General features: G+C 69.5%; 16 protein-coding genes. 11 read left to right on the top strand and 5 right to left on the bottom strand.

What is annotated here, in order from left to right; translation table 11 throughout:
- The first annotated feature begins 283 nt into the window (after positions 1 to 283).
- Positions 284 to 1,882 carry a bifunctional phosphoribosylaminoimidazolecarboxamide formyltransferase/IMP cyclohydrolase gene (gene purH, locus MFF40_RS25730; protein WP_147854505.1) on the top strand — a complete coding sequence of 533 codons (1,599 nt, stop codon included), beginning with the start codon at positions 284 to 286 and terminating at the stop codon, positions 1,880 to 1,882.
- 464 nt (positions 1,883 to 2,346) lie between these two features.
- Entirely contained in the window at positions 2,347 to 2,601 is a 255-nt protein-coding gene (locus MFF40_RS25735) for a hypothetical protein (RefSeq protein WP_147854506.1), read from the top strand.
- A 630-nt stretch (positions 2,602 to 3,231) separates the two neighbouring features.
- On the opposite strand, the gene MFF40_RS25740 is transcribed toward MFF40_RS25735, so the two are convergent.
- From MFF40_RS25740 to MFF40_RS25760, 5 genes are all read right to left on the bottom strand, one after another.
- Entirely contained in the window at positions 3,232 to 4,914 is a 1,683-nt protein-coding gene (locus tag MFF40_RS25740; RefSeq protein ID WP_378996327.1) for an MFS transporter, read from the bottom strand.
- Positions 4,915 to 5,536: 622 nt separating this feature from the next.
- A complete protein-coding gene (locus MFF40_RS25745) occupies positions 5,537 to 7,219 on the bottom strand; it encodes a cation acetate symporter (protein WP_147854508.1) in 1,683 nt (560 codons plus the stop codon).
- Positions 7,216 to 7,590, bottom strand: coding sequence for a DUF485 domain-containing protein (locus MFF40_RS25750; protein WP_238262823.1), 375 nt, complete (start codon positions 7,588 to 7,590; stop codon positions 7,216 to 7,218). Before MFF40_RS25750 ends, MFF40_RS25745 begins: the two co-directional genes overlap by 4 nt.
- Positions 7,591 to 7,714: 124 nt before the next feature.
- Positions 7,715 to 9,661: an acetate--CoA ligase gene (gene acs, locus MFF40_RS25755; RefSeq protein WP_147854510.1), complete on the bottom strand. Its 1,947-nt coding sequence runs from the start codon at positions 9,659 to 9,661 to the stop codon at positions 7,715 to 7,717.
- Between the two features lie 278 nt (positions 9,662 to 9,939).
- Positions 9,940 to 12,645, bottom strand: a complete 2,706-nt coding sequence (locus tag MFF40_RS25760) for a PAS domain-containing protein (RefSeq protein ID WP_238262825.1) — start codon at positions 12,643 to 12,645, stop codon at positions 9,940 to 9,942.
- A gap of 221 nt (positions 12,646 to 12,866) precedes the next feature.
- Here MFF40_RS25760 and MFF40_RS25765 point away from each other — a divergent pair, with 221 nt between their 5' ends.
- From MFF40_RS25765 to MFF40_RS25805, 9 genes are all read left to right on the top strand, one after another.
- A complete protein-coding gene (locus tag MFF40_RS25765) occupies positions 12,867 to 13,355 on the top strand; it encodes a phasin (protein ID WP_147854819.1) in 489 nt (162 codons plus the stop codon).
- Between the two features lie 135 nt (positions 13,356 to 13,490).
- A complete protein-coding gene (locus MFF40_RS25770; protein ID WP_147854818.1) occupies positions 13,491 to 13,856 on the top strand; it encodes a hypothetical protein in 366 nt (121 codons plus the stop codon).
- A 711-nt stretch (positions 13,857 to 14,567) separates the two neighbouring features.
- Positions 14,568 to 15,590: a phosphate/phosphite/phosphonate ABC transporter substrate-binding protein gene (gene phnD / locus MFF40_RS25775; RefSeq protein ID WP_147854816.1), complete on the top strand. Its 1,023-nt coding sequence runs from the start codon at positions 14,568 to 14,570 to the stop codon at positions 15,588 to 15,590.
- Positions 15,591 to 15,598: 8 nt separating this feature from the next.
- Positions 15,599 to 16,408: a phosphonate ABC transporter ATP-binding protein gene (phnC, locus tag MFF40_RS25780; protein WP_238262828.1), complete on the top strand. Its 810-nt coding sequence runs from the start codon at positions 15,599 to 15,601 to the stop codon at positions 16,406 to 16,408.
- A 247-nt stretch (positions 16,409 to 16,655) separates the two neighbouring features.
- On the top strand, positions 16,656 to 17,456 hold the full coding sequence (gene phnE, locus MFF40_RS25785) for a phosphonate ABC transporter, permease protein PhnE (protein WP_147854814.1): 801 nt from the start codon (positions 16,656 to 16,658) through the stop codon (positions 17,454 to 17,456).
- Positions 17,453 to 18,265: a phosphonate ABC transporter, permease protein PhnE gene (gene phnE / locus MFF40_RS25790; protein WP_147854813.1), complete on the top strand. Its 813-nt coding sequence runs from the start codon at positions 17,453 to 17,455 to the stop codon at positions 18,263 to 18,265. The genes phnE (MFF40_RS25785) and phnE (MFF40_RS25790) overlap by 4 nt, the downstream gene beginning before the upstream one ends.
- A 370-nt stretch (positions 18,266 to 18,635) precedes the next feature.
- Complete coding sequence (locus tag MFF40_RS25795) at positions 18,636 to 18,896, top strand: hypothetical protein (protein ID WP_147854812.1); 261 nt, start codon at positions 18,636 to 18,638, stop codon at positions 18,894 to 18,896.
- A 194-nt stretch (positions 18,897 to 19,090) separates the two neighbouring features.
- A complete protein-coding gene (locus tag MFF40_RS25800) occupies positions 19,091 to 19,351 on the top strand; it encodes a hypothetical protein (protein ID WP_147854811.1) in 261 nt (86 codons plus the stop codon).
- 51 nt (positions 19,352 to 19,402) lie between these two features.
- Complete coding sequence (locus tag MFF40_RS25805; protein WP_147854810.1) at positions 19,403 to 20,293, top strand: SMP-30/gluconolactonase/LRE family protein; 891 nt, start codon at positions 19,403 to 19,405, stop codon at positions 20,291 to 20,293.
- The last annotated feature ends 52 nt before the right edge of the window (positions 20,294 to 20,345 follow it).

Here is a 20,345-nt window from a genome sequence, read left to right on the forward strand (position 1 = left end):
TCCCCTCTCCCGTGCGGGAGAGGGACAGGGTGAGGGATGCGACCTCTCCGGAAAGCGCGCACCCCTCACCCCAACCCTCTCCCGCACGGGAGAGGGGGCGCGGCGCGGTCTGCAATACCGCCTGCGCCTCAAACCTGTGTAGCCCGTAGCCACAAGGAGGGGGGGAGAGCGTTGCGTTCGGCACGAGCCGACTTGTGAACATCCTGCCCGTGAGCGGCCTGCTGGCCCCCCGCACCGGATCCATGCTACCGCGCGCCGAAATCACAAGGTTCGGCAAGCAGCTATGGCGCACGATCAGGTGCGGGTCTCCCGCGCGCTCCTCTCGGTCTCGGACAAGGCCGGCCTCGTCGCGTTCGCCCGGGCGCTGCATGCCCGCGGCATCGCCCTGGTCTCCACCGGCGGCACCCATCGCGCCCTCCAGGAGGCCGGCCTGCCGGTCACCGAGGTCGCCGACCTGACCGGCTTCCCCGAGATGATGGACGGGCGGGTGAAGACCTTGCACCCGGCGGTGCATGGCGGCCTGCTCGCGATCCGCGACAACCCCGAGCACCAGGCCGCGCTCGCCGCCCACGGCATCGGCGCGATCGACCTGCTGGTGGTGAACCTCTACCCGTTCGAGGCGACCATCGCGGCCGACAAGCCGGAGGCCGACTGCATCGAGAACATCGACGTCGGCGGCCCGGCGATGATTCGCGCGGCCGCCAAGAACCACGCCGACGTCGCGGTCGTCACCGACGTGTCGGATTACCCCGCGGTGCTGGCGGCGCTGGAGCAGACCGGCGGCGCCATCGGGTCCGAGTTGCGCCGGCATTTGGCCCAGAAGGCCTTCGCCCGCACCGCCGCCTACGACGCCGCCATCGCCAACTGGATGGCGGTCCGGTTCGGCACCGAGACGCCCGGCCAGTTCCGGGCCTTCGGGGGCGCGCTGGCGCAGGGCCTGCGCTACGGCGAGAACCCGCACCAGTCGGCCGCCTTCTACCGGGCGCCCGGGAAGGTCCGGGCCGGCGTCGCGACCGCGCGCCAGCTTCAGGGCAAGGAGCTGTCCTACAACAACTTCAACGACACCGATGCCGCCTACGAGTGCGTCGCCGAGTTCGATCCAGCCCGTGTCGCCGCGGTGGCGATCATCAAGCACGCCAATCCCTGCGGCGTCTCCGAGGGGGCGAGCCTGCTCGAAGCCTACGAGCGGGCGCTGAGTTGCGACCCGACCTCGGCCTTCGGCGGCATCGTCGCGCTGAACCGGACGCTCGACGCGGAGGCCGCCCGCCGGATCGTCGAGATCTTCACCGAGGTGATCATCGCCCCGGACGCGACCCCGGAGGCCGCCGCGATCGTGGCCGCCAAGAAGAACCTGCGCCTCCTGCTGGCCGGCAGCCTGCCCGACCCGCGGGCGCCGGGCGAGACCGTGCGCACCCTCTCCGGCGGGCTGCTGGTCCAGGGCCGCGACGCGGTCGTGGTCGACGACATGCCGCTCACGGTCGTGACCAAGCGCGCGCCGAGCGAGGCCGAATTGGCCGACCTCCGCTTCGCCTACCGGGTCGCCAAGCACGTGAAGTCGAACGCCATCGTGTACGCCAAGGGCGGCGCCACGGTGGGGATCGGGGCGGGCCAGATGTCCCGGGTCGATTCCTCGCGCATCGCCGCCTGGAAGGCCGCCGAGGGCGCCAGGCGTCTCGGGCTCGCCGAGAGTCTGGCGGTGGGATCCGTGGTGGCCTCTGACGCCTTCTTCCCGTTCGCCGACGGCCTGCTGGCCGCGGCCGAGGCCGGGGCGAGAGCGGTGATCCAGCCGGGCGGCTCCATGCGCGACGCCGAGGTGATCGCGGCCGCCGACGAGGCGGGCCTGGCCATGGTGTTCACCGGCCACCGCCACTTCCGCCACTGACGGCGCCGATCCGGCAGAGATCGCGGCTTTCGCGCAGGCGACGGAGCGGTCGTTCGGTGCCGCCCCCGGGGATTCCGGTCCGGCGTTAACGCTTTGCGGAGAAACGTGCGCCGCCGCGAAGGCTCGAGACGCGGCGGACGCGCCCTCGGTAGCTTGCGAAACGATCTATTGGCGCCGCCTCGACCGGCGACACGGCGGTCTTGCAGCATCGATTTTACGGAACAGAATAATACATAGCCAAATACGCGGCATTTGACGCGATTTGCATCGGATCCGTCCGGGGCTTGATATTTCAGCGCCCGGGCCTCATGAAAAATCTGCGGTTCGACGGAACTTTGTCGTCGGACCGCGCGATCTGTTCATGGATCGCGTGTGCGGTGCCCGTGGCATTGGGCTTCGGAGCCCCCTTTTCGGGGACGTTGTTTCAGTGCCGTGCGCTGAACAACCTTGAGCCAGGTGACGCGATGTTACTCGCTGCAGTTCTGTTCGTGATCGGATTGCTGCTCGGCTGGTCCTATACCATGCTGGTCATGATCGCGACCTCGTTCCTGATCCTGGTCGGCGCCGTTCTGCTGTTCGCGTTCGGCCCCGGGCTCGACCTGCTCCACGTGCTGATCGTGCTCGGCTATCTCACCGCGCACCAATCCGGATACCTTCTCGGGGCCTATTGCAGCGGGTATTACGACGACAAACGCAACCGCCAGTCGCCTCTACCATAGCCAGACCGGGCCGCCGGCGTAGTTGTAGATGAGCGCCCAGACGGCAACCATCGTTACGTTGACTCCGAGGACTGCGACGAGAGCCGGCCTGAATCCGGCCTTGCGATGAACTTGCGTCACAGTCTCGTCCACGTTCGCTTTCCTTATCTCGCCGCAAATCGCATCCAAAGACGGGATCGGGCCGACTTTTGTTCCGCCAAGATTGATTTTTGATCGGCAACAAGTGGTTGTCTGCATACAACTTATATGATTGCATCGACTGACTTCGGCGCCGCCCGTACCATTGCACGCACAATAATCATAGCCTTGGCCGGTCCGAATTCGCGGCAATGTCAATCTTTGGCCGGCCGTCGCTTCACACTGACGCAGGATCCCCAATAGGCTGGCAACCCAGCCATTACCGCCGTGGCCCGAGCGGATGCGTGATGGAGCGCACCTGGATCATTCCTCGGGGCCGCGCGCCCGGGCTGCGGCATGCCGATTCGCGTCCGTCGCGGGTCCTGCGCGGCTCGGGCGGCTCCGGCAGGTCCGAGGAGGGGCGCATCGTTCGCCGCGCGCGCCTCGAAACGGAAACACCCGGACCGCGTGGGCGGCCCGGGTGTCGTCACCTGAGAATGGGCGTGGGTCGGATCAGGTATCGGCGAAGATGTCCCGATCCTTGGTCTCGGGCACGAAGATCACCCCGATGACCACCGTCGCGACCGCGATGACGATCGGGTACCAGAGGCCGTAATAGATGTCCCCGGTCTGGGCCACCATGGCGAAGGCGGTGGCCGGCAGCAGGCCGCCGAACCAGCCGTTGCCGATGTGGTAGGGCAGGGACATCGAGGTGTAGCGGATCCGGGTCGGGAACAGCTCCACCAGCATGGCGGCGATCGGGCCGTAGACCATCGTGACGAACACGACGAGGATGAACAGCAGGCCGATCACCTGGGCGACCTGCGGCCGGAAGATGTCGAATGGGTTCGCCATCTTGACGATGTCGGCATCGCCCGCCTTCGGGTAGCCGGCGGCCTGGAGCGCCGCGGTCACGGCCTTGTTGGCCTCCGGCGCGCCGCCCTGCGGATAGGCGATCTCGGTGTCGTTCACCCGGATCGTCGCGGGTTGGCCGGGGGCGCCGGGCGCGGTGGCGTATTTCACCGAGGCCTTCGACAGGAAGTCCCGGGCGAGGTCGCAGGGCGCCGTGAACACCCGTGTTCCGACCGGGTTGAACAAGGTCCCGCAGGCGGCCGGGTCGGCCGTGACGGTGACCTTCACGTTCTCGATCGCGGCTTCGAGCTTCGGGTTGGCCGTGGCGGTGATGCCCTTGAAGATCGGGAAGAACGTCGCCGCCGCGATGGCGCAGCCCGCCAGGATGATGACCTTGCGGCCGATCTTGTCCGACAGCCAGCCGAACACCACGAAGAAGCCGGTGCCGAGCAGCAGCGACCACGCGATCAGCAGGTTCGCGGTGTAGCCGTCGACCTTCAGGATCGATTGCAGGAAGAACAGCGCGTAGAACTGGCCCGTGTACCAGACCACCCCCTGGCCGGCGACGAGGCCGAACAGGGCGATGATCGCGAACTTCGCGTTCTTCCACTGGCCGAACGCTTCGGTGAGCGGCGCCTTCGAGGTCTTCCCATCGTCCTTCATCTTCTGGAAGGCCGGCGATTCGGACAGTTGCAGCCGGATCCAGACCGAGATGCCGAGCAGCAGGACCGAGACCAGGAACGGGATGCGCCAGCCCCACTCGGCGAAGGCCGCCTCGCCGGTGAGGCTCCGGGTCGCCAGGATCACCAGCAGCGACAGGAACAGGCCCAGCGTCGCCGTGGTCTGGATCCAACTCGTGTAGAAGCCGCGCCGGCCGTTGGGGGCGTGCTCGGCCACGTAGGTCGCCGCGCCGCCATACTCGCCGCCGAGCGCGAGGCCCTGGGCCAGGCGCAGGACGATCAGGATGATCGGCGCCGCGATCCCGATCGTGGCGGCGTTGGGCAGGATGCCGACGATGAAGGTCGACAGGCCCATGATCAGGATCGTGACCAGGAAGGTGTATTTGCGCCCGACGAGATCGCCGATGCGGCCGAACACCAGGGCGCCGAACGGCCGGACGATGAAGCCTGCCGCGAAGGCCAGCAACGCGAAGATGTCCCGGGTCGCCGGCGGGTAGGCCGAGAAGAACTGGGCGCCGATGATCGCGGCGAGCGACCCGTACAGGTAGAAATCGTACCACTCGAACACGGTGCCGAGCGAAGACGCGAAGATCACCCGCTTCTCGGCCGAACTCATCGGCCTCGCGGCGTCCCCCGCCCGTGGGATCGCAGTTGCCCCAGCCATGACCCGATTCCTCCCAGACGACGCGTGCGGCCGATGGCGTCGGCCGCGAATCTACGGACTGCGCGCCCTGCACGGGGCGCAGATCACGTATGCGTGACCGTAAGGAACCTCTGGGTCAATCCGCAATCCGGTGGTGGCGCGGGTCATCAACATGGTGGCGCGTCGAGGATGTCAGGTGCCTCAAAGAACGCGGCTCTCCCTCTCACTCGGCGGGCTACGGTGTTCACGCAACGCTGCTGAATGAGGCTGACGGCCAGACGCACGCGCGTCTCCCTCCCCCGCAGAGGCTACGATCTTCACGCATCTGCATCGGACACCGCCGCTCGCGACGGAGCGCGCCAGGCTCCCTCTCCCGTGCGGGAGAGGGTCGGAGTGAGGGACCAGGACTTTCCGGAAAGCGCGCCTCCCTCACCCTGTCCCTCTCCCGCACGGGAGAGGGGACCCGTGGTTTTTCCTGTGCCCGCGCTGCCGACACCGATGCGTGGATCCGCTAGCCCGCAGAGAGGGGAGGGAGAGCCGCGGTGTCTCCAGCGTATCGTGCCGACCCGCTGCGGCCGCGTCCTTGAAACGACGAAGGGCGCGGCTCGCGCCGCGCCCCCCGTCCTGGCTATGCGTCTCGGGCTCAGTGGGCGTGGGCGCCCACCGCGCCGATGCCGGTCTCGGAGCGCACGAACTGCGCCTCGAAGGCGGCGCGCTCGCGCTGGCCCTTGCGGGACCGGTCGAGGCTCGACACGGCCCAGATCGTGAAGAAGGCCAGCGGCATCGAGAACAAGGCCGGGTTGTCGTAGGGGAAGATCGGCGCGGCGTTGCCGAACGTCACCACCCAGACCGCCTTGGACAGCACCACCATCCCGACCGCCGAGATCAGCCCGACCAGGCCGCCCGCGAGCGCGCCCCAGGTGGTCGTGCCGCGCCACAGGATCGACATGGCCAGCACCGGGAAGTTGCAGCTCGCCGCCACCGCGAAGGCCAGCCCGACCATGAAGGCGACGTTCTGGTTCTCGAACACGTAGCCGAGATAGATCGCCACGATCCCGATCACCACGGCCGAGAGCTTCGACAGGTTGACCTCGTGCTTCTCGGTGGTGCGCCCGCGGGCGATCACCTGGGCGTAGAGGTCGTGGCTGACCGCGGAGGCGCCGGCGAGCGTCAGGCCCGCCACCACCGCCAGGATGGTCGCGAAGGCCACCGCCGAGATGAAGCCCAGGAAGTACGGGCCGCCGACCGCGTTGGCGAGGTTGACGGCGACCATGTTGGTGCCGCCGATCATGTCCTTCAGCTTGTCGAAGGTGCCGGCCGCGCCGAGCTTGAAGTAGCTCGGATCCGACATCAGCAGGGCGATGCCGCCGAAGCCGATGATGAACGTCAGGATGTAGAAGTAGCCGATCAGGCCGGTGGCGTAGAACACCGACTTGCGCGCGGCCTGGGCGTCCGCGACCGTGAAGAACCGCATCAGGATGTGCGGCAGGCCGGCGGTGCCGAACATCAGGCCCACGCCGAGCGAGATCGCCTCGATCGGGTTCGAGACCAGGCCGCCGGGCGCCATGATGGCGTCGCCCTTCGGGTGGACCTGAACCGAGCTGGCGAACAGCGCCTCCGGGTTGAAGCCGTATTTCAGCAGTACCGCGCCGGCCATGAAGGTCGCGCCGCCCAGCAGCAGGCAGGCCTTGATCACCTGGACCCAGGTGGTGGCCTTCATGCCGCCGAAGGCGACGTAGACGATCATCAGCACGCCGACGATGATCACCGCGTAGAGGTAGGGCAGGCCGAACAGCAGCTGGATCAGCTTCCCGGCGCCGACCATCTGGGCGATCAGGTAGAACGCCACCACCACCAGGGTGCCCACCGCCGAGATGATGCGGATCGCGGTCTGGTCCAGGCGGAAGCTCGCCACGTCGGCGAAGGTGAACTTGCCGAGGTTGCGCAGGCGCTCGGCGATCAGGAACAGCACGATCGGCCAGCCGACCAGGAAGCCGGTGGAGTAGATCAGCCCGTCGAAGCCCGAGGTGTAGACCAGGCCCGAGATGCCCAGGAACGAGGCGGCCGACATGTAGTCGCCCGCGATGGCCAGGGCGTTGGTGCCGGCCGAGATGCCGCCGCCCGCGGCGTAGAAGTCGGCGGCCGACTTGGTGCCCTTGGCGGCCTTGTAGGTGATGCCCAGCGTCAGCACGACGAAGAACAGGAACATGCCGATGGCCGGCCAGTTCGTGGCCGACTGCGTGACGGCGCCGAGGTCGGGCCCGGCCGCGTAGGCCGCGCAGGCCGTGATCGTGGCCAGCGTCAGGCCGAGGAGGATGCGGTTCATCGGCCGACTTTCCGCTTCAGGGCGTCGCTCAGCGCGTCGAAGCGCGTGTTGGCCCGGGCCACGTAGATGCCGGTGAGCGCGAAGGCGAACAGGATCACGAACACGCCCATGAACAGCCCGAGCGAGGCGGTGCCGCCGCCGACCTTCACGGCGAGCAGCGACTTGTCGAAGGCGATCAGGCCGATGAAGCCGAAATAGACCACCAGCATCAGGATCGTCAGGATCCAGCCGAACCGGGTGCGCTCCGCGACGAGCTGCTTGAATTCCGGGGTCCGGACGATCCGGTCGATCTGCGGATCGACCGCCGCGGCGGCGTTGCGGGATGGTGGGGGCGCCGTGCCCCCGCGTAGGCCGAGTGTCGAGCCGCTCATGGCGTATTCCTCCCGCGAGGGCGCTTCGGCCCTCCGGTTCCTCTTGAGACCAAGGTTCGTGATTCTTGTTGGGGGCGGGCGCCGGACCGGCACCCGCCTCGTCGGTTTCGCGCGGTCCGGCCGATCAGGGCCGGTTCTGCCGGTTCTCGATCAGGTCCTCGACGACGGCGGGTTCGGCCAGCGTCGAGGTGTCGCCCAGCGAGCCGAAATCGTCCTCGGCGATCTTGCGCAGGATCCGGCGCATGATCTTGCCGGAGCGCGTCTTGGGCAGGCCGGGGGCGAACTGGATCAGGTCCGGCGAGGCGATCGGCCCGATATCCTTGCGGACCCAGGTCACCAGCTCCTTGCGCAGGGCGTCGTCGCCTTCCTCGCCGTCGTTGAGGGTGACGTAGGCGTAGATGCCCTGGCCCTTGACGTTGTGCGGGTAGCCGACAACCGCGGCCTCGGCGACCTTCGGGTGGGCGACCAGCGAGGATTCGACCTCCGCGGTGCCCATCCGGTGGCCGGAGACGTTGATCACGTCGTCGACCCGGCCGGTGATCCAGTAATAGCCGTCCGCGTCCCGGCGGGCGCCGTCGCCGGTGAAGTACTTGCCCGGATAGGTCGAGAAGTAGGTCTGCTCGAACCGCTCATGGTCGCCGTAGACCGTGCGCATCTGGCCGGGCCAGGAATCCGCGATGCAGAGGTTGCCCTCGCAGGGACCCTGCAGGACCTTGCCCTCGGCATCGACCATCTCGGGCTTCACGCCGAAGAACGGCCGGGTCGCCGAGCCCGGCTTCAGGGCCGTGGCGCCCGGAAGCGGGGTGATCAGGATGCCCCCGGTCTCGGTCTGCCACCACGTGTCGACGATGGAGCAGCGCCGATCGCCGACGACAGTGTAGTACCACTCCCAGGCTTCCGGGTTGATCGGCTCGCCGACCGAGCCGAGTACCCGCAGCGAGGCCCGCGAGGTCTTCCTCACCGGACCTTCGCCGCCGCCCATCAGCGAGCGGATCGCGGTCGGCGCGGTGTAGAAGATGTTGACCTTGTGCTTGTCGACCACCTCCCAGAACCGGGAAGTCGACGGGTAGGTCGGGATGCCCTCGAACATCAGCGTGGTCGCGCCGTTGGCCAGCGGCCCGTACACGATGTAGCTGTGGCCGGTGACCCAGCCGACATCGGCGGTGCACCAGTACACGTCGCCCTCGCGGTAATCGAAGACGTATTGGTGGGTCATCGAGGCGTAGACCAGGTAGCCGCCGGTGGTGTGCACCACGCCCTTCGGCTGGCCGGTCGAGCCCGACGTGTAGAGGATGAACAGCGGGTGCTCGGCCTCCACAGGCTCGGCCGGGCAATGGTCGGTCACCTGCTCGGCGGCCTCGTCGTAGTAGACGTCGCGGCCCGCTTCCATGGCGACGTCGCCGCCGGTGCGGCGCACGACGATTACGTGCTCGACCAGATCGGTGCCGATCCGCTTGATCGCCTCGTCGACATTGGCCTTCAGCGGCACCTTGCGGCCGCCGCGCAGGCCCTCGTCGGCGGTGATCACCACCTTGGAGGTGCAGCCCTGGATGCGCGAGGCGAGCGAATCCGGCGAGAATCCGCCGAACACGATGGCGTGGATCGCGCCGAGCCGCGCGCAGGCCAGCATCGCGTAGGCGGCCTCGGGGATCATCGGCATGTAGAGGGTGACGCGGTCGCCCTTGCCGACGCCGCGGTTGCGCAGGACGTTGGCCATCCGGCAGACCTGCGCGTGCAGCTCCCGGTAGGTGATGTGCTTGGACTCGTCCGGGTTGTCGCCTTCCCAGATGATCGCGGTCTGGTCGCCGCGGGTCTCCAGGTGCCGGTCGATGCAATTGTAGGCGACGTTGGTCTTGCCGTCCTCGAACCACTTGATCGAGATCTTGCCGGGCTCGAAGCTCGTGTCCTTCACCTTGGTGAAGGGCGTCATCCAATCGATGCGCTTGCCGTGCTCGCCCCAGAAGGCGTCCGGATCGGCGACCGACGCCTCGTACAGCGCGCGATATCGGGCGTCGTCGACGTGAGCACCCTCACGCCACGCAGCCTGCACCTCGACGACCTTGCCTTCCATGGCGTTCCATCCCTGTTTGGTGCCCGATCGTATCGCGGCGTCGGCCGCGCAGCCAGGACTTCCAAAGTAACGTAGCCTACATCGTGCGATGTCGGTATCGTCGCCAACCCGCTTTCCCCGCCACCGAGACGCGGAAATAAGTTGGGCGCAATGTAAGGCTTGAGTGAAGGCCGGCCGATGCGCTGTCAAGCGGAGCTTGGCGGCATGCACGTCAGCCGCGGCCGGGTGTTTCCGAATACTTCGCGGAATCGGTCAGGTGCGTGCGCCGGGGGGCGATCTCAGCCGTTCGCCGCCCGCCGCGTCGGCATGATGATCTCCACCAGCGTGCCGTCCTCCGGACGCGCCGAGAGCTTGAGACGGCCGCCATTGGCCTCGACCAGGGCGCGAGGCAGGGCGAGGCCGTCCTCGACATCGCCCACAGATCCGGCGGCGGGCACCGTCGCCCCGGCGCCGGTATCCCGCACCCGCAGGGCGATCGCCGCGCTCTCGGTCGAGCCGGTGGAGACGATGACCTGTCCGCCCGCGACCGAACGCCGGATCGCGTGCTCGATCACGAGGCAGGCCGCCCGGCTGACCGAGTGCTCGTCGGCCTCCAGGTCGTCGAGGTCGGTGGAGAAGCTGGTGCGCACCACGATCCGGCCGCGGGCCGCCTCGCTCTGGAGCCGCGCGACGCAGCCGGCCACCACGTCGTTCAGCGCGATGCGGCGCGGATCGAGCCGCAGGGCGCCGGCCTCGACGGTGGCGAGGTCCAAAAGTTCGCCGACGCGCTCCAGCATCAGCTCGCCCGATGTCCTGATCTGGCCGAGGCAGCCGCGATAGCGCACGTCCCCGAGGGGGCCGAACGGCTCTTTCAGCATCGCGTCGGCCAGCTCGATCATGCCGGTCAACGGGCCCCGGAAGGCCCGGTCCAGGCGCGCCAGCGCCGAGTCGAGGCCGCCGCCGGAGGCCGCGGTCGGGCCCGGAGGCACGTCGGCGCTCGGCTCAACCTGGACGGCAAGGGGCGGCGCGGCGTTCAGGACGGCGACCCGGCGCCCGTCGTCCCGGGCGGGCGAGACGCCGAGCGTCAGGGCCCGTCCGGCCACCGAGACCGGGCCCGGGCTCCCGGCCGCACCCCGCAGGGCGTCGGCCACGGCCAGCACGCTCGCCCGATCGAACAGCGCGACGAAGCTGCCGCCCACGATCTCGCGGGGATCGCACCCGAACAGCTCGGCGGCCGCCCGGTTCAGCGCCACGATCCGGCCGGCACCGTCGAGGGTCAGCACCCCCGCCTCCAGCGCGTCGAGGGCGGCTTCCGCGGCGGCGGTGCGTTCGGCCTGCGCCGCGCGCGCGAGGCGCTCGGCCGTGAGCGCGCCCGCCGGGTCCGCCTCGTCGAGGGGGCGCAGGACCAGGCAGGTCGCCGGCCGGCCTTCCCAGGTGCAGGGGCCGCCCATCGCTTCCACCGGCCGGGTGCTGCCGTCGGCCGCCGCGACGGCCGTGCGCCGCGCGGCCGGCTCGGGGCCGTCCGGCTGGGGCACCCCGCGGAACAGGTGCTCGAGGCCGGCCTTCGTCAGCGCCGGGACGTCGGCGTAGCCGGTCAGCGCCAGGGCGGCCTGATTCGCCGCCAGGATCGCGCCATCGCGATGCACCAGCGTCGGCAGGGGCAGCCCGGCCAGGAAATCGGGATCGCGCGAGGCCGCGGAATCGCGGGCCTCCGGGCCGCCGGCGAGGGGGCCGGCGAGGGGGGCGGTATTCGGGCCGGTATTCGGGCCGGGGAACGGCATGACCGCGCCGCCCCGGGGCGCCGGGCTCTCGGTCTCCGCGTCGTCGCCGGCATAACGGGCTCCGAGCGCCCGCGCGATCTCCCGGAAGGCGGCGTGTTCGTCGGTCGAGAGCGGCGGCGGTTCGACGGTCGCGGCAGGGGCGGGCGGCTCGAAGGGGGCTGCGGCGGCCGGCGCATCGTTCGGGACCGCAGGCGCCTCCGGCTGCCGCTCGTCGCTGGCGATCGTGGGCTCCGGCTCGGCCGGGATCGGGGCGGCGCAATCGGCGGGCGGGACAGCCACGGCTGCCGCCGGTTCGGCGCTCGCGGGCTCCGGCGCGGTGGGCGCCGGCACTGACAGGGCGGAGGCATCGGGCGCCAGTGGTTCTTCGGGCGTCGCGGCCGGTGCGATCGGGGCCGACGCCGTGTTCGCAACGCGCGCTGCCGGCACGCTGCGCACCAGCCCGAACCCGCCGAAGCCGGAGAACGCCGCGTCCCCCCGCCCCAGCGGTGCGCCGGACAGCTCGACCTGGAACGGGCCGTCGCCGAGATCCAGGCAGGCCGGCTCGGCGCGGAAGGTCATGCGCTCGCCCAGCGCCGCGAACATCCCGTCGGCGCCGGTGATCCGGCCGTTCCCGGCGAGATCCTGCCAGCGCTGGCCGATGAGGCCGGTGAGGCCCTCGGACCCGGTCAGCGTCGTGAGCGCCCCGGAGGCGTCGCTGCGCCACAGGAAGCGGTCGCCCGTCTTCAGGGCCAACGTCTCGACCGGGACGGCGGCCGGCGGCGGCTCGCTCGCGGGTGCCTCCGGCTGCTGCACCGCCGGGGTGGCGGGCCGCGGGCGCGGCAGCTTCACCGGGGCCGTCGGAATCACCAGGAAGACCGGCCGGCCGTCGTCGCGGGTCCCGCGGACGACCTGGCAGAGCGCAGGCGGGGCGATCCGCCTCGCGTCGAGGGCGAGGCGCGCGAGCCGGGGCGCGGTGTCCTGCGGGTTGGCCCGGGCGACCTGACGGGCCAGCGTCGCGCGATCGGCCTGGCCGAGTGCCGCGCAGAGGGCCTGTCCCGCCGGGGAGGCGAGCAAAATCCGCCCGTCGGCGGGGTCGATCACGAAATGGAGGCCGTCCCGGTCGTCCAGCGCGGCCGCCAGGCCGGGCAGGCCCGCCCAGGCCGCGAAGGCGGCGGCGAGGTCGGCCTCGGCTGCCCCGGCGGTCGATGTCTGTGTCGTCTGCAAAACCCGCGACCCCGAACCCACGCCCGATCCCTCGTCCCCCGGCCCGCTTTGCCCGAGAAACACGCGCAACCGTACCCCTATTGTAAAGCGCCCTGCGTTGCGACGCTGGACTCTTGCGCCGGGCGTCACACGTTTACGTCATGTCAACCTTAATGATGACGGCGCAGGTGGCATATGGCGGCGAATCAGTTATTGTGCAGTGCACAAGGCGCCATCAACAGCCGAATTGAGAGGAGACGATCATGAGCACCCCCCCGAATTACGAAGTCCCGACCGAGATGCGCGACTTCGCCGAGAAGAGCGTCGAGCAGGCCCGCAAGGCGTTCGACAGCTTCATCGGCGCGGCCCGCCGCACCGCCGACACCGTCCAGGGTTCGGCCGAGGTCGCCCGCACCAACGCGTCGGACGTCTCGTCCCGCGGTTTCGAATATGCCGAGCAGAACGTGAACGCCGCGTTCGACCTGGCGCAGAAGCTGGTCCGCTCGCGCGACGTGCAGGAGGCCATGCAGCATCAGGCCGAGTTCGTGCGCAGCCAGTTCGCCGCCATCCAGGCGCAGGCCAAGGAGTTCAGCGGCATCGCCCAGAGTGCGATGCAGCAGGGCGCCGAGCGGGCCAAGACGGCGATGCAGCAGAGCGCCGAAGAGACCCGCAAGGCCATGGAGCAGGGTCAGGATGCCGTCCGGCAGACCACCCAGAACGCTCAGGACGCCGCCGACCGCTCGACGCACTGACGCCGTCTACGGATTGGACTGCATCTGCGGCCCGCTTCCGGTTTCCGGAGGCGGGCCGTCTCGTTTTCGCCGGTATTGCCATCGAGAGCCGCCGGAGCAGGGGCGATGCGCCTGCGTCGCGCGAAAGGATCACGGATGCGCCTCACCTCACACGGCCGATCCGGGCTGCGGGCCCCGTTCCGGTTGACCCTCGCCGCCCTGGCGCTCGCCGCCACGCTTCCGGGCTCAGCTGCCCTGGCGCAGTATGGCGGTGGCTATGGTGCGCCGCCGCCGGGTTACGACGATCCGGCCGACGAGGGCGGCTATCGCCCGGCGCCGCGCCGCCGCGAGCGCCAGCCGGTCGGCTACAATTGCGATGCCATCCAACAGGGTCTCACCGGGCCGAAGCCGTTCGCGTGCCCGCTCCCGGGTCCGCGCCCCCTCGGCGTCCGCTGCTTCTGCGACCTCCCGATCGCCTCGTTCAGCCCGCCGCAGACGGCCGTCGGCCGCGTGGTGCCCTGAGGGACCAGGCTTTTCACGCCCAACAGGATCGCCGCTGCGCTTCCAGCCAAATGTCTCCGCGGTCTCGAATTCGCGGATGAAGCGCGGGTCTCCTCTTCCGCGCCAACTGGCGGATTTAACATCGAGGTCGGCAGAAGGCACGGGAGACACCGCGGCTCTCCCTCCCCCGCAGAGGCTACCGGATCCACGCATCGGTGTCGGTAGGACGGGCGCAGGATGGAGCGCGGGTCCCCTCTCCCGTGCGGGAGAGGTCTGCTCTCGCAGAGAGCCGGGTGAGGGATCAGGACTTTCCGGAGAGGTCGCATTCCTCACCCCAACCCTCTCCCGCACGGGAGAGGGGGCCGGTCGCGCTCCGTCGCGAGCGGCGGTGTCCGTTGCAGATGTGTGAACGTCGTAGCCCGCAAGGGGAGGGCGCAACGCGCGCCCTTCACGAGCCGATGCGCGAAAAACCTGTCACTTCCGCAGTCAGAATCCACCCGCACCGGGTCATGCGTGACTCTGCAATGTCTTGTCGAGCGGATCGGCGTCTTCCACCAAAACGCCGCCCGTCAACCCTGTCATAAGCCGGCTTTCCTTCACCCCCCACGCGCATCCCGCCTTGCCTAATCCGAAGCCCGCCACCTACAAGTTGGGCAAGGGAAGCGTCGCCCCAACCGGGTGACGACGGGACGGCGCGGGCCGCACGGCACCGCCCCGCAGGGAGAGAGACGCGTGACACTCGCTCGGTACGGCGCAGCCTTGGCGCTGCTCTGCGGATTCGGCTCGCTGTCGCCGGCGCGGGCCGCCGAATGTGCCAATCGCGGCCAGCTCGACGACACCTATTGCGACACGAACCAGGACCTCGTCGCCGACATCCCGGCCAAGACCCGCGATCCGAGCGTCATCGTGTTCGCCTACACGCCGGTGGAAGACCCGGCGGTCTACGAGAACGCGTTCAAGCCGTTCACCGCCCACCTGTCGCAATGCACCGGCAAGCGGGTCGTCTACTATCCGGTCCAGTCGAACTCGGCCGAGATCGAGGCGATGCGCTCGGGGCGGCTCACGGTGGCGGGCTTCTCCACCGGGCCGCTGGGCTTTGCCGTGAACATGGCGGGCGCGGTGCCGTTCGCCGCCAAGGGGACCGAGAAGGGGGCCGAGGGCTACAACCTGATCGTCGTCGTGAAGGCGAGCAGCCCGTACAAGACGCTCGCCGACCTCAAGGGCAAGCGCGTCGCCCACACCGCCCCGTCGTCGAATTCCGGAAACCTCGCCCCGAAGGCGCTGTTCCCCGAGCAGGGCCTCAAGCCCGGCGAGGACTACAAGATCGTCTACTCGGGCGGTCACGACAAGTCGGCGCTCGGCGTCGGCACCGGCGATTACGACGCCGCGCCCGTGGCCTCCGACGTGTTCAACCGGATGGTCGCCCGCGGCACGATCAAGGGCGACGACTATCGGATCATCTACACCAGCGAGAAGTTTCCGAGTTCCGGCTTCGCCTACGCGCACGATCTCAAGCCGGAACTCGCCGAGAAGCTGAAGCAGTGCTTCTACGACTTCCGCTTCCCGCCCGACATGGTGAAGGATTTCGAGGGCGACGACCGGTTCGCGCCGATCACCTACCTCAAGGACTGGGCCATCGTGCGCAAGGTCGCGGAGGAGTCGGGCACGCCCTACAACAAGGCGGCCTACGAGCGCGAGGCCGCCCGCGAGGCCGAGGCCGCGCGCAAGAAGGCCGAAGGCCAAGCCAAGCCGTGACGCAAGCCGTGACCGCGTCCGCTGCGCTGCGCGCGCCCGGGACCGAGGTGCGGGCGGAGGATCCGCGCGCCCTGGTGATCCGCGGGCTCGTCAAGGAATACCGGGCCGGGCAGCCGGTCCTGCGGGGCATCGACCTCGTGGTGCCGGGCACCGGCCTCACCGCGATCATCGGTCCGTCCGGCACCGGCAAGAGCACGCTGATCCGGTGCATCAACCGATTGGTGCAGCCCACCGCGGGCGAGATCCTGTTCCGCGGCGAGGATCTGGCCAAGCTGTCCGGCCGCCCCCTGCGCCGGGCGCGGCGGCGGATCGGCATGGTGTTCCAGGAATACAACCTGGTCGAGCGTCTCTCCGTGATGGAGAACCTGCTGTGCGGGCGCCTCGGCTACGTGCCGGTCTGGCGGGCGTGGCTGCGCCGGTTCCCCGAGGCCGATATCCAGCGCGCCTTCGACCTCCTCGAGTCCGTCGGGCTCGCCGGCTTCGCCACCCGCCGGGCCGACGCCCTGTCGGGCGGCCAGCGCCAGCGGGTCGGCATCGCCCGGGCGATCATGCAGGAGCCCGAGATCGTGCTGGCCGACGAGCCGACCTCGTCGCTCGACCCCAAGAGCTCGGTGGAGATCATGGAGATCCTGTCCCGGCTCGCGGCCGAGCGCGGGGTGCCGGTGGTGGTCAACATCCACAACGTGGCGCTGGCCCAGCGCTTCGCCACGCGGATCGTCGGCATGTCGGGCGGGCACGTCGTCTATGACGGTCCGCCCGACCGCCTGAGCGAGCGCGATTTGCGCGGCATCTACGGCGGCGAGAACTGGCTCGAATGAGCGCCATGTCGGATTTGAGCTGTCCTCGGACACGACTTTCTGGCTCGCGGGCCCTCCCTCCCCCCTCTGCGGGGGAGGGTACCCTGCGCAGCAGGGGGGGAGAGGGGAGCGCCCTATCCGGAAAGGTCGCGACGTCGGACACATTCTGCATCGTCGCGCTGCCCCTCTCCCGACCCCTGCTGACGCAGGGGCCACCCTCCCCCGCAGAGGGGGGAGGGAGGGCGCGTGTCATGGTCCGGTCTATCCGATGACCGCACCTGTCCCAGGCGTGGCCATCCCGCAAAAACGTGCCTTCCGCCCCAACTGGACCGCCCGGGCCGGCTGGCTGCTGCTCGCGCTCTACGCGGTCTACGCCGCCAGCCAGCTCGGCTTCGCCCCCGAGCGCTTCGCCACCGGGCTCACCCACGGCCGGCAGTTCCTGGCCCGGATGTTCCCGCCGAACTTCTCCCGGTGGGAGCTGATCCAGTCCGGCATCGTCGAGAGCGTGCAGATCGCCGTGATCGCCACGGTGATCGGGATCGTGATCGCCCTGCCGATCGGCTTCCTGGCCGCCCGCAACCTGATGCCGGCCTGGGTGACGTGGCCGACCCGGGCGCTGATCGCCCTGTGCCGGTCGTTCCACCCGATCATCGTGGCGATCCTGTTCGTGAAGGCGATCGGCTTCGGGGCGCTGGCCGGCGTGATGGCGCTGATCGTCGCGTCCGTCGGCTTCATCGCCAAGCTGTTCGCCGAGGCGATCGAGGAGATCTCCCTGAAGCAGGTCGAGGCGGTGCGGGCGACCGGCGCCGGCTTCCTGTCGACGCTGATCATGGGCGTGCAGCCGCAGGTGCTGCCGCGCTTCATCGGCTTCGCGACCTACCAGCTTGATTCCAACCTGCGGAACTCGACCATGGTCGGGATCGTCGGCGGCGGCGGCATCGGGGCGACCCTGTTCACCGCCTACCAGCGCTTCGACTACGACGTGGTGCTGGCGATCCTGATCGTCATCGTGGCGCTGATCATGGTGGCCGAGATCGTCTCGGGCTGGGCCCGGAAGGTGTTCCAGTGAGCGCCGGAGCCGCCCTCGCGGCCCCGCCGCGGCGCTGGCAGCGCTTCTCGCCGTGGAAGCGGCTGGCGCGCCTCGCCTTCACGCTGTTCGCGGTGGCCGCCTTCGTGGCGAGCCTGCGCACGATCGAGGTGATCCCGGAATTCCTCTACGACGCCCCCGAGCAGATGGCCGACCTGTTCGGCCGGATGTGGCCGATGGATGCCGGCTATATCGGGCCGACGCTCCGCGCGCTGGTGGAGACCCTGCACATCGCGACGCTCGGCACGCTGATCGCCATCGTGATCGCGGTGCCGATCGGGCTGCTCGCCGCCCGCAACATCACCCCCAGCCTGCCCCTGAACCTGTTCGCCAAGTTCGTGTTCGTGACCTCCCGGTCGGTGAATTCCCTGGTCTGGGCGCTGCTGTTCGTGGCGGTGTTCGGCCCGGGGCCGCTCGCCGGCACGCTGGCGATCGCCCTGCGCTCGGTGGGCTTCACCGGCAAGCTCCTGGCCGAGGCGCTGGAGGAATCGAACCGCGGCTCGATCGAGGCCCTGCAGGCCGCGGGCGCGGGGCGGCGGGCCACGCTGCTGATGGGCTACTGGCCGCAGGTGAAGCCGGCCTTCTGGTCGATCGCGCTGTTCCGCTGGGACATCAACATCCGCGAATCCGCCGTGCTCGGCCTCGTCGGGGCAGGCGGCATCGGGGTCGCGCTCGATACGGCCCTGAACCTGCTCTACTGGGATCAGGTCGCCGTGGTGCTGGCCGCGATCTTCGCGGTGGTGATCGTGGCCGAGATCGTCGTCACCACGGTGCGGGCGAAGGTTCTCTGACCGTCACTGCGTTGTGACGACCGAGGGATAAGGCGCGTCCTCGTTCCGGGCTTCGGATCGAAGACCCGGAATGATGGTCGGCCGCGTCGGCATGATGCCGCTCCGCATTGCACGGGCGCGCCCTCATCCAGCCCGCCATGCCAGCCTGAGGCCGGCGTTCCGGCGCGCGCGCAGCCAACTTCATTATCAAAAGTTGCAAAATGGCGGCCCAATACGCGCGAAGTCGCGAGAAGGCGCCGCCAATTTTTAATCCCCGCCGGTGCGTGCGCGCCGGCACGTCACGATGGGATTGGCGTCCCCATATCTGTCTCAAGCAAGAGGAAACGGGTTCGACCAATCGAACCGTACTTGTAAGAGCGTGAGTATATCTATGAAGACCCGTATCGCCGCCGCCGTGGCCGCCCTTGTCCTTGGCGTTGCCCCGATCTCGTCTGCCATGGCCGACAACGGCGCCCGCTGGACCGGCTTCGCGCCCTACGACGTCGAAGCCACCCATTCGCTCGGCCTTGGCGTCCACGACAACCCCTACTACGAGGGCTGCCCGATGAGCTCGGCGGCCGAGGGCAACGCCAACCAGCAGACGCGTCCCGTCAAGCAGTACGGCCAGACCGCCGGCGGAAACCGCTGCTGATCGGCCGCGGGATCCGCCCCCCGCCCAGGAGCGGAACAGCGTGACGGGTGCGTCCGCGCCGTAAGCGCCGCGCCCCTCACCCCGACCCTCTCCCGCACGGGGGAGGGAGCGCGTCGCGGCCGTCGTCAGCGAGGGCGGTCCGTACGAGACAGAATCGGACATCAACCCGAAGGGAACTGAGGAGACGTCACGCCATGACACGCACGAGCCTGAAGCGAGCCGGACTGATCCTCGGCCTGATCGCGGCGCCGGCGTGCCTGAACGCGGCGCAGGCCGGCCCCTTCACGGGCACGGGCGGCGGTCCCGAGACGACGGTGAACGCGCCCTACCGTTCGTCGGTGGGCCAGACGGTCCCGCCGGGCCGCGCGGCCGCCCCGCTGCACGACCCGAACGAGCGGACGAAGCGCCAGAAGGAGCTCGACTCCGTCCTCGGCAGCGTCTGCGACGCGTGCTGAGCCACCGTCCAACCACCCTGATGCGCGATCGGAACCAACGGGATAGGTCATTTGGATTGTTTGCAAGACGCCTGCGTTCTGAGCCAGGTCCGCTGCCATCTCGGTGAAGGTCCGAGCTACGATCCGCGCACCGACACGGCGTGGTGGGTCGACATCCTAGAAGCGCGCCTGTTCGAGAAGCCGGTCGCCGGATCCCGCAAGGCGCTGGTCCATGTCCTGCCGTTCCAGGTCAGCGACGTGGCGGCGATCGACGGCTTCCACCAGCTGCTCTCGGCCGAGGACGGCCTCTACGTGCGGGCGATCCGGGATGGCGACATCCGGATGTTGTGCCCGCTCGAAGAGGAGATGAAGAGCAACCGCTCCAACGACGGACGCATACATCCGTGCGGTGCGCTCTGGATCGGCACGATGGACCGGGACGCCGCCAAGGGGCGCGGCTCGATCTACCATGTCGCCGGCACCCGGGTGCGGCGCCTGTTCGGCGGCCTGACCATCCCGAACGGCATCAGCTTCTCGCCGGACGGCGCCACCGGCTACTTCGTGGACACCGACGAGGGCGTGCTGCGTCGGGTGGCGCTCGATCCCAGGACCGGCCTGCCGAAAGGCCCGATCGAGACCCTCTACGATCATCGCGGCGGCGAAGGCGGCATCGACGGGGCCGCCACCGATGCCGAGGGCCTGATCTGGACCGCCCGGTTCGGCGCCGCCTGCCTCGATGCCTACAGTCCCGCCGGCGAGCGTGTCCGCACCGTGCCGGTCCCGGTGCGGCAGCCGACCTGCCCGACCTTCGCGGGCCGCGACCTCGACCGGCTGCTGGTCACCTCCGCCTACGAGGGCATGGACGCGGCCGAGCGCGCCGCCGATCCCGAACACGGCCGGACTTTTTTGGTCGATGTCGGCGCCCGCGGCCTGCTGGAACCGGCCTTCCGGCTCGGCGCCTGATCCGGCCCAGCACTCCGAACCCGTCCCATCCCCACGCCGCAGCCGGATCGCC

The sequence above is a fragment of the Methylobacterium mesophilicum genome, assembly GCF_022179445.1.
GTDB classification, from domain to species: Bacteria; Pseudomonadota; Alphaproteobacteria; order Rhizobiales; family Beijerinckiaceae; genus Methylobacterium; species Methylobacterium mesophilicum.